At 62.8% G+C, this 10,570-nt stretch carries 5 protein-coding genes and 1 pseudogene (1 of these 6 running past the window's edge); all 6 read left to right on the plus strand.

What is annotated here, in order from left to right; genetic code table 11:
• The first annotated feature begins 74 nt into the window (after window positions 1-74).
• Window positions 75-3,974, plus strand: a complete 3,900-nt coding sequence (locus tag K789_RS0106185; protein WP_024366000.1) for a DNA-directed RNA polymerase subunit beta' — start codon at window positions 75-77, stop codon at window positions 3,972-3,974.
• A 447-nt stretch (window positions 3,975-4,421) separates the two neighbouring features.
• Entirely contained in the window at window positions 4,422-4,796 is a 375-nt protein-coding gene (rpsL, locus tag K789_RS0106190) for a 30S ribosomal protein S12 (protein WP_011692814.1), read from the plus strand.
• Window position 4,797: 1 nt separating this feature from the next.
• Window positions 4,798-5,268, plus strand: a complete 471-nt coding sequence (gene rpsG / locus K789_RS0106195) for a 30S ribosomal protein S7 (protein ID WP_011692813.1) — start codon at window positions 4,798-4,800, stop codon at window positions 5,266-5,268.
• Window positions 5,269-5,337: 69 nt separating this feature from the next.
• Window positions 5,338-7,452, plus strand: coding sequence for an elongation factor G (fusA, locus tag K789_RS0106200; RefSeq protein ID WP_024366001.1), 2,115 nt, complete (start codon window positions 5,338-5,340; stop codon window positions 7,450-7,452).
• A 229-nt stretch (window positions 7,453-7,681) separates the two neighbouring features.
• Window positions 7,682-8,872, plus strand: a complete 1,191-nt coding sequence (gene tuf, locus K789_RS0106205) for an elongation factor Tu (RefSeq protein ID WP_024366002.1) — start codon at window positions 7,682-7,684, stop codon at window positions 8,870-8,872.
• A 415-nt stretch (window positions 8,873-9,287) separates the two neighbouring features.
• A pseudogene (locus tag K789_RS26780) lies at window positions 9,288-10,570 on the plus strand (hypothetical protein); its annotated part runs 372 nt beyond the window's last position; the annotation flags it as partial.

A 10,570-nucleotide genomic window follows, 5' to 3' on the forward strand; every position in this document is an offset into this window, starting at 1 on the left:
CCGTCGAACCTCCCCTCCCTCTTCCCGTAACCCAAGACTTCAGAATTTAGAGAACAAGAGAGAACAGGGACCATATGTCCAGCGAATCCTCCTTCGGCCTCATGCAGATCGGCCTCGCCACCGCGGAAGACATCCGTGGCTGGTCTTACGGCGAGGTTAAGAAGCCGGAAACCATCAACTACCGCACGCTCAAGCCTGAGAAGGACGGCCTCTTCTGCGAGAAGATCTTCGGCCCGTCCCGCGACTGGGAGTGCTACTGCGGTAAGTACAAGCGCGTGCGCTTCAAGGGCATCATCTGCGAGCGGTGTGGCGTTGAGGTCACCCGTGCAAAGGTGCGCCGTGAGCGCATGGGCCACATCGAGCTGGCCGCCCCGGTCACGCACATCTGGTACTTCAAGGGTGTTCCGTCCCGCCTGGGCTACCTCCTTGACCTGGCGCCGAAGGACCTCGAAAAGGTCATCTACTTCGCCGCCTACATGATCACGAGCGTCGACGCCGACAGCCGCCACGAAGAACTGCCCAACCTGCAGGTTGAGCACGACATCGAGAAGAAGCAGCTGATCGACAACCGCGACTCCGACATCGCCACGATCGCCCGCGACCTCGAGAACGAGCTTGCCCGTCTCGAAGGCGAAGGCGCCAAGGCTGCCGACAAGAAGAAGGCCCGCGACTCCGCTGACCGCCAGATGGCCAACGTCCGCAAGCGCGCGGATGCTGAGATCGAGCGGCTCGAGCAGGTCTGGGACCGTTTCAAGAACCTCAAGGTCGCCGACCTCGAAGGTGACGAGGGCCTGTACCGCGAACTGCGTGACCGCTACGGCATGTACTTCGAAGGCTCCATGGGTGCCGAGGCCATCAAGAAGCGTCTTGAGAACTTCGACATGCAGGCCGAGTCGGACATGCTCCGCGACATCATCGCCAACGGCAAGGGCCAGCGCAAGACCCGCGCCCTGAAGCGGCTCAAGGTGGTCAACGCATTCCTGACGACCAACAACAGCCCGCTCGGCATGGTGCTGGACGCCGTCCCGGTGATCCCGCCGGAACTGCGCCCGATGGTCCAGCTGGACGGTGGCCGCTTCGCGACCTCCGACCTCAACGACCTCTACCGCCGTGTGATCAACCGCAACAACCGCCTCAAGCGCCTGCTTGACCTCGGTGCCCCGGAGATCATCGTCAACAACGAGAAGCGCATGCTTCAGGAAGCCGTTGACAGCCTCTTCGACAACGGCCGCCGCGGCCGTCCGGTCACCGGACCGGGCAACCGTCCGCTGAAGTCCCTGAGCGACATGCTCAAGGGCAAGCAGGGTCGTTTCCGCCAGAACCTCCTCGGCAAGCGCGTCGACTACTCCGGCCGTTCGGTCATCGTCGTCGGCCCGCAGCTGAAGCTGCACCAGTGTGGTCTGCCGAAGCAGATGGCGCTGGAGCTCTTCAAGCCGTTCGTGATGAAGCGCCTGGTTGACCTCAACCACGCGCAGAACATCAAGTCGGCCAAGCGGATGGTTGAGCGTTACCGCCCGCAGGTCTGGGACGTCCTCGAAGAGATCATCACCGAGCACCCCGTGCTGCTGAACCGTGCACCCACCCTGCACCGTCTCGGCATCCAGGCGTTCGAACCGCAGCTTGTTGAAGGCAAGGCAATCCAGCTTCACCCGCTGGTTTGTGGCGCCTTCAACGCCGACTTCGACGGCGACCAGATGGCAGTCCACCTGCCGCTGAGCCCCGAAGCCCAGGCGGAAGCCCGCATCCTGATGCTGTCCTCGAACAACATCCTGAAGCCGTCTGACGGCCGCCCGGTGACCCTGCCGTCGCAGGATATGATCATCGGTCTCTACCACCTGACCACCAAGCGTGTCGGTTCAGCTGGCGAAGGCCGGATCTTCTCCTCGGTGTCGGAAGCCATCATGGCGTACGACCTGCACGAGCTGCACCTGAACTCCCAGGTCAAGATCCGGCTGGAGGGCTTTGTCCCTTACGCCGGCTGGGAAGCTCCGGAAGGCTACGAGCCGGGTCAGACCGTGCTCGTCCAGACCTCCCTGGGCCAGGTCCTCTTCAACGAGACCCTGCCCGCGGACTACCCGTGGGTGGAGAATGTTGCTGACAAGGGCGAACTGTCCACGATCGTCAACGACCTCGCTGAGCGCTACCCGAAGGTGATCACGGCGGCAACGCTGGACAACCTGAAGGATGCCGGTTTCTACTGGGCCACCCGGTCCGGCGTCACTGTCGCCATCTCCGACATCGAGGTGCCCAAGGACAAGCCGCGGATCCTCGCGGGCTACGAGACCATGGCCGCCAAGATCCAGGGCCAGTACGACAAGGGTCTGATCGACGACGACGAGCGTCGCCAGGAACTGATCGAGATCTGGAACAAGGCAACGAACGAAATCGCCCAGGCGATGCGTGACAGCCTGTCCCCGATGAACACCATCAACCGCATGGTGTCCTCCGGTGCACGTGGTAACTGGATGCAGGTTCGCCAGATTGCGGGTATCCGTGGCCTGGTGGCCAACCCTAAGGGTGAGATCATCCCGCGTCCGATCAAGTCCTCCTACCGCGAGGGCCTGTCGGTGCTGGAATACTTCATCGCCACGCACGGTGCCCGTAAGGGTCTGGCTGACACCGCGCTGCGTACCGCCAACTCGGGTTACCTGACCCGTCGACTGGTGGACGTGTCGCAGGATGTCATCGTCCGGGAAGAGGACTGCGGCACCGAACGCGGTCTCATCACCGCCATCGCCGTGGCCGACGCCAACGGCGAGCTGGTCCTCGACGAGAACGTCGAGAACAGCGCGTACGCCCGTACTCTGGCCGTGGATGTCGTTGACTCCAAGGGCAAGGTCCTGGCAGCAGGCGGCACCGACTGCGGCGACGTCGTCATTGCCGAACTGTTCGCGGCCGGCATCACCGAGGTCAAGGTCCGCTCCGTACTCACCTGTGAGTCCAGCGTCGGCACCTGCGCCCTGTGCTACGGCCGTTCGCTGGCCACGGGTAAGACCGTCGACATCGGTGAGGCAGTCGGCATCATCGCCGCACAGTCCATCGGTGAGCCGGGTACCCAGCTGACCATGCGTACGTTCCACACCGGTGGTGCTGTCTCCTCCAGTGGTGGCGACGACATCACCCAGGGTCTGCCTCGTATCCAGGAGCTGTTCGAAGCCCGTACTCCGAAGGGTGTCGCACCGATTGCTGAAGCAGCCGGCCGCATCACCATCGAAGAGTCCGAGCGCCAGATGCGCCTGGTCATCACCCCGGATGACGGATCCGAAGAGATCGCTTACCCGGTACTGCGCCGTTCACGTCTTCTCATCGAAGACGGCGAGCACGTCAGCGTCGGCCAGAAGCTCATCAACGGCCCGGTCGACCCCAAGCAGGTTCTGCGCATCATGGGCCCCCGTGCCGCGCAGAAGTTCCTGGTGGACGAAGTCCAGGGCGTGTACCGCAGCCAGGGCATCGGTATCCACGACAAGCACGTCGAGGTTATCGTCCGCCAGATGCTGCGCCGCGTCACGGTCATCGAGTCCGGCGAATCGGATCTGCTGCCCGGCGAGCTCGCCGAGCGCAGCCGCTTCGAAGATGCCAACCGCCGTGTTGTGTCCGAGGGCAAGACGCCGGCTTCCGGCCGTCCCGAGCTCATGGGCATCACCAAGGCGTCCCTGGCGACCGAGTCCTGGCTGTCCGCTGCTTCCTTCCAGGAGACCACCCGCGTCCTGACGCAGGCGGCTATGGAAGGCAAGAGCGATCCGCTGCTCGGCCTCAAGGAAAACGTCATCATCGGTAAGCTCATCCCGGCCGGCACGGGTCTCCCGCGCTACACCGAGGTCACGGTAGAGCCCACTGAAGAAGCAAAGGCCAACCTGTTTACCGGCCCCAGCGCGTTCAGTGACTTCTCCTATGATTCCCTGGGCGGCGACGGAGCTCCTGAGTTCCACGCCATCCCGCTGGATGACTACGACCTGGGCAGCGACTTCCGCTAGCCGCTAATATAGGCACCCAAGGATGGTCCCGCACCGCAAGGTGGGGGACCATCCTTGTTTAACCCATCGACTGCTCCGTTGATGCCCTTTTGGGTCCTCAAAACGGCTTTAACGGAGCAATCGATGGGGGGAGGGGGCCGATTAAGGGCTAGGACCCGTCCGTGTTAGACTTGAGACTAATTGTTATTGTGGCAGTGGATGAGTGCGCCGGTTCTAGTTAGAACCAGGACGACGTTTCCGGTTTGCAGGGTTCTTGTGCAACGTATGCCACATTTTCGCATGCCTAGGGGCAATTCGGGATGAAAGTCCGCGGATGCCGGCGTGCGGTCCGACTATTAAGGCTTCGCCTCAGCTGCTCTGGAGAGAACTTCAAAGCTCGAGCGGCGGGGCGCAGCGACAAGAGAGCGGCTGCCAACGGCCGCTCCGGATAAAACGGAGAACACGAGAGTGCCTACGATTAACCAGCTGGTCCGCAAGGGCCGCACGCCGAAGGTCAAGAAGACCAAGGCCCCCGCGCTTAACGGCAGCCCGATGCGCCGCGGTGTTTGCACCCGCGTGTACACGACGACCCCGAAGAAGCCGAACTCGGCTCTGCGTAAGGTTGCACGTGTCCGCCTTAACGGTGGCGTTGAAGTGACCGCGTACATCCCCGGTGTAGGCCACAACCTGCAGGAGCACTCCATTGTGCTCGTCCGTGGTGGTCGCGTTAAGGACCTTCCGGGTGTCCGTTACAAGATCGTCCGTGGTGCCCTCGATACCCAGGGTGTCAAGAACCGTAAGCAGGCTCGTAGCCGCTACGGCGCAAAGATGGAGAAGAAGTAATATGCCTCGCAAGGGTCCGGCCCCCAAGCGGCCGCTAGTTCTAGATCCCGTTTACGGCTCCCCGCTGGTCACCCAGCTGATCAACAAGGTGCTCGTTGACGGCAAGAAGTCCACCGCAGAGCGCATCGTTTACGGTGCACTCGAAGGTGCTCGTGCCAAGTCCGGCGGCGACCCGGTTGCAGCCCTCAAGAAGGCCATGGAGAACGTCAAGCCTTCCCTCGAGGTCCGCTCCCGCCGCGTCGGTGGCGCAACCTACCAGGTTCCGGTTGAGGTCAAGCCGGGCCGCTCCACGGCCCTCGCCCTGCGCTGGCTGGTTGGCTACTCCAAGGCCCGCCGCGAGAAGACCATGACCGAGCGCCTCCAGAACGAAATCCTGGATGCCTCCAACGGTCTCGGTGCCGCTGTGAAGCGTCGCGAAGACACCCACAAGATGGCCGAGTCCAACAAGGCCTTCGCACACTACCGCTGGTAATACTTCCCGGACGCCGCCGGCTCAACCGAGCCGGCGGCGGACGTGCAGTCCATCCGAAAGGGAGACACCGTGGCACAGGACGTGCTTACCGACCTTAGCAAGGTCCGCAATATCGGCATCATGGCCCACATCGATGCCGGCAAGACCACTACTACCGAGCGCATCCTGTTCTACACGGGTGTGAACCACAAGATCGGCGAAACGCACGACGGCGCTTCGACGACTGACTGGATGGAACAGGAAAAGGAACGCGGCATTACCATCACGTCTGCCGCCGTGACCTGCTTCTGGGAAAACAACCAGATCAACATCATTGACACCCCCGGCCACGTGGACTTCACGGTTGAGGTTGAGCGCTCCCTGCGCGTCCTCGACGGTGCAGTCGCCGTGTTCGATGGCAAGGAAGGCGTGGAGCCGCAGTCTGAGACTGTCTGGCGCCAGGCTGACAAGTACAACGTCCCGCGTATCTGCTTCGTCAACAAGATGGACAAGCTTGGCGCTGACTTCTACTTCACCGTCGACACCATCATCAGCCGCCTCGGTGCCAAGCCGCTCGTCATGCAGCTGCCGATCGGCGCCGAGAACGACTTCATCGGCGTCGTCGACCTGCTCTACATGCGCGCACTGGTCTGGCCCGGCGACTCCAAGGGTGACGTCACCATGGGTGCCAAGTACGAGATCCAGGAGATCCCGGCTGACCTGAAGGAAAAGGCCGCAGAGTACCGCGCAGCGCTCGTTGAGACCGTTGCAGAGTCCTCCGAAGAGCTCATGGAGAAGTACCTCGAAGGTGAAGAAATCACCGAAGACGAGCTCAAGGCCGGCATCCGCAAGATGACGATCAACTCCGAGCTCTACCCGGTCTTCTGCGGATCCGCATTCAAGAACCGCGGCGTCCAGCCGATGCTTGATGCTGTTGTCGATTACCTGCCGAACCCGCTCGACGTCCCCCCGATGATCGGTCACGATCCTCGCGACGAAGAGAAGGAACTGACGCGCAAGCCGTCCTCCGAGGAGCCTTTCTCGGCTCTGGCGTTCAAGATTGCCACGCACCCGTTCTTCGGACAGCTCACCTTCATCCGCGTGTACTCCGGTCACGTGGAAGCAGGCTCCCAGGTGGTCAACTCCACCAAGGGCAAGAAGGAGCGCATCGGCAAGCTGTTCCAGATGCACGCCAACAAGGAAATGCCAGTTGACGGCGCTACCGCAGGCCACATCTACGCAGCGATCGGCCTGAAGGACACCACCACGGGCGACACCCTGTGCGATCCGGCCAACCAGATCGTCCTGGAGTCCATGAGCTTCCCGGAGCCCGTGATCTCTGTTGCGATCGAGCCGAACACCAAGGGTGACCAGGAGAAGCTCTCCACGGCCATCCAGAAGCTCTCCGCTGAGGACCCGACCTTCCAGGTCTCCCTCAACGAGGACACCGGCCAGACCATCATCGCCGGCATGGGCGAGCTCCACCTGGACATCCTGGTGGACCGCATGCGCCGCGAATTCAAGGTCGAGGCAAACGTTGGCAAGCCGCAGGTTGCTTACCGCGAAACCATCAAGCGTGCTGTAGAGCGTCACGATTACACGCACAAGAAGCAGACCGGTGGTTCCGGCCAGTTCGCAAAGATCCAGATCGCGATCGAGCCGCTGGACACGTCCGAGGGCGAGCTGTACGAGTTCTCGAACAAGGTCACCGGTGGACGTATTCCGCGCGAATACATCCCCTCGGTCGACGCCGGTATCCAGGATGCGCTGAACGACGGCGTCCTCGCCGGCTACCCGGTTGTCGGCATCAAGGCCACGCTGATTGACGGCGCGTACCACGATGTTGACTCCTCGGAAATGGCGTTCAAGATCGCCGGCCGTATGGCTTTCAAGGAAGCCGCACGCAAGGCGAACCCCATCCTGCTCGAACCGCTGATGGATGTCGAGGTCCGCACCCCTGAGGAATACATGGGTGAAGTTATCGGTGACCTCAACTCCCGCCGTGGCCAGATGCAGTCCATGGAAGATGCCCAGGGCGTCAAGGTCATCCGCGCGCACGTCCCGCTGTCCGGCATGTTCGGCTACATCGGTGACCTGCGCTCGAAGACCCAGGGCCGCGCTGTGTACTCCATGACGTTCCACAGCTACGCCGAGGTCCCGAAGGCATTTGCCGACGAGATCATCCAGAAGAACCGCGGCGAGTAGTCCCTAGGGCTCTCGCAGCAACAAACTCGGGTGCGTTTCCGTCAACGGAGATTCACCCGGTGCAGATGGCCGGTTCCGGCCATCTGCACCGGCAGACTCGAGGGACTAGTATTAGTTCCTGAATCTGCAATTTCATCAATCCAAAGCCCCCCAAGTAGACTTACTGAAGTTTCGCCGCGACAAGCGCGGTCGAAGGGTAAGTCATTTGAAAACGTTCTAGGAGGAACCTGTGGCAAAGGCAAAGTTCGAGCGGACTAAGCCGCACGTCAACATCGGCACCATTGGTCACGTTGACCACGGTAAGACGACGCTGACGGCCGCGATTTCCAAGGTGCTGTACGACAAGTACCCGACACTCAACGAGCAGCGCGACTTCGCGTCCATTGACTCTGCTCCCGAAGAGCGTCAGCGCGGCATTACCATCAACATCTCCCACGTTGAGTACCAGACCGAGAAGCGCCACTACGCACACGTAGACGCCCCGGGTCACGCTGACTACATCAAGAACATGATCACCGGCGCTGCACAGATGGACGGTGCAATCCTCGTGGTTGCCGCCACTGACGGCCCGATGGCTCAGACCCGCGAGCACGTCCTGCTCGCCCGCCAGGTTGGCGTTCCCTACCTGCTGGTTGCACTGAACAAGTCGGACATGGTCGATGACGAAGAGCTCCTCGACCTCGTCGAAATGGAAGTTCGCGAGCTGCTTTCGGCTCAGGGCTTCGATGGCGACAATGCTCCGGTTGTGCGCGTTTCCGGCCTGAAGGCCCTCGAAGGCGACCCGGTTTGGGTCAAGTCCGTCGAGGACCTCATGGAAGCTGTCGACGAGTCCGTTCCGGACCCCGTACGTGACCGTGACAAGCCGTTCCTGATGCCGATCGAAGATGTCTTCACGATCACCGGCCGTGGCACCGTTGTTACGGGCCGCGCCGAGCGTGGAACCCTCGCCATCAACTCCGAGGTCGAGATCGTCGGCATCCGCCCGGTCCAGAAGACCACGGTTACCGGTATCGAGATGTTCCACAAGCAGCTCGACGAAGCATGGGCCGGCGAGAACTGTGGCCTCCTGCTCCGCGGTCTGAAGCGCGACGATGTTGAGCGTGGCCAGGTTGTCGTCAAGCCGGGTTCCATCACCCCGCACACCGACTTCGAGGCTAACGTCTACATCCTCTCCAAGGACGAAGGCGGACGTCACAACCCGTTCTACTCCAACTACCGCCCGCAGTTCTACTTCCGCACCACGGACGTAACCGGCGTTATCACCCTGCCGGAAGGCACGGAAATGGTTATGCCTGGCGATAACACTGAGATGACCGTTGCGCTCATCCAGCCCATCGCCATGGAAGAGGGCCTCGGCTTCGCTATCCGCGAAGGCGGCCGCACCGTTGGTTCGGGACGCGTCACCAAGATCCTCAAGTAATACTTGCTGATCTGAATTACCTGCTGACCGGACTGGCCGCCTGACGGCCACCGTGAGGCCAGGAACAGCCCCGCTGCACTCGCAGCGGGGCTGTTCTGTTTCTGCCCCAAGCCGGCGCCGGGTCCAAGGCCCCTAACCGGCCCGGTTTGCGTGTTCCACGATGGTGTGATGAACGTTTCCGTCAACACGGCCCAGGGTGAGGTGCGCGGCAGCTTCGCCGACGGGGTCCGCGCCTTCCTCGGGGTCCTCTACGCCGTTTCGACACAACGTCCCGGGTGATTGAAGATCCACGGACATGGGAGCGGGCCCTATGGGAAGGCCTCCGCTGACCGCCCGGCGGTGATACATTTCATCTATTCATTGGATTTACTGGGGGCTGGGCGGATTCGGGCAGCCAGAGTCATGAAGGACCTATATGCCGAGTGCTGTCGAGACGCTGCTTGTAGTGCTTCTGCTGGCCGGTGCCGTTATGCTGGGCGTCCGCTGGGGGAGGGCGCAGGAACACCGGCGCGGCAATGAGGCTGGCAGCGGCGCCTTCGAGGCCGGCTTCCGGGCGGGGCACCTTCAGGGCTGGAGGGACAGCCAGTCCGCCCAGGGACAGCTGGCGGCAACCGTCCCGGCTGCACTGACAGCGCCTCAACCGGCGGCCCAACCGGTCCCGTCGGCCCGGAACCAGCCGTTCCCGCCACCCGAACCCATGGGGCGCCCGCCGTTCTGGAGTGATCCGACGGAACCCCTCCCGCCCCTGCCGGTCCAGTGGTCCGGTCCGCAACCGTTCCCTCCGCCACCAACGGCCGCGCACCCGGCCGTTCGCCAGGAATCCGCCGCGGAACAGTCCGCCCGCAGGGAAAAGCGGGACCGGCAGAACATCAACATCACCCTCTACGTCGCCAGCCTCCTGCTGGTCGCGGCCGGTGCCCTGTTCGTCGGCACCTCCCTGCCGGAAGGCCTCCGCTTCGCCGGCGTCGCCGCCATCACGGCACTGTTCTACGCCGGCGGGCTGTTCCTGCACGCGAAGGCCCCGCGGCTCCGGCCCGCGGCCGTCGCCTTCGCGGGAACCGGACTGGCCCTCATCCCGGTGTCCGGCCTGGCACTGTACAACTTCACCCTGCACGACGGCCCCACTGCCTGGCTGGTGACCTCCGCCATCGGCACCGTGGCCTATGTTGCCGCCGCGGTCCGGATGGACAGCAGGGTCCTCGCCTACCTGTCCCTGACGTTCGTGGTGTCGACGGCGTGGTCCGGGATTTCGGTTCTCGGCGGAGCCTTGGTCTGGTACTTCGTGGCACTGATCGCCATCGCCACAGTGTTGACGCTGCTGGCACTGATCCGTCCGCGCTGGATGCCGGGCGTCTTCCTCAAGCCGCTCATGGACCTGCACCCCTTCGTGGTCCCCTCCGTGGCAGCGGCCGTGACCTTCGTGCCCCTGTTGCTCGGCAAAGGCGAGTACGCGCTAATCATGTTCCTGTGCGGCACCTATTTTGCGCTGATGGCAGCCGTTCCGCGGGGCAGGTTTTGGGTCGCACAGTACTACGGCGCACGGGTGAGCCTCACCGTGGCTGCCACGGCCGCGGCTTGGGACGCGAGCGACAGCCTGCGCTGGACAATGCTGACCGCCGTCGTGCTTGCTGCCCTCCAGGCCGTGCTCGTGGGCTCCGGGAGGAGTGTCCTTCCCGCCGCGTTGCTGGGATCCACCAG

The sequence above is a fragment of the Arthrobacter sp. TB 26 genome (assembly GCF_000427315.1).
Lineage (GTDB): Bacteria > Actinomycetota > Actinomycetes > Actinomycetales > Micrococcaceae > Arthrobacter.

Excerpts from the sequence above, each read along its gene's own strand:
- rpsG (WP_011692813.1), top strand. The coding sequence starts at position 4,798 with ATGCCTCGCAAGGGTCCGGCCCCCAAGCGGCCGCTAGTTCTAGATCCC.
- K789_RS0106185 (WP_024366000.1), top strand. The coding sequence starts at position 75 with ATGTCCAGCGAATCCTCCTTCGGCCTCATGCAGATCGGCCTCGCCACC.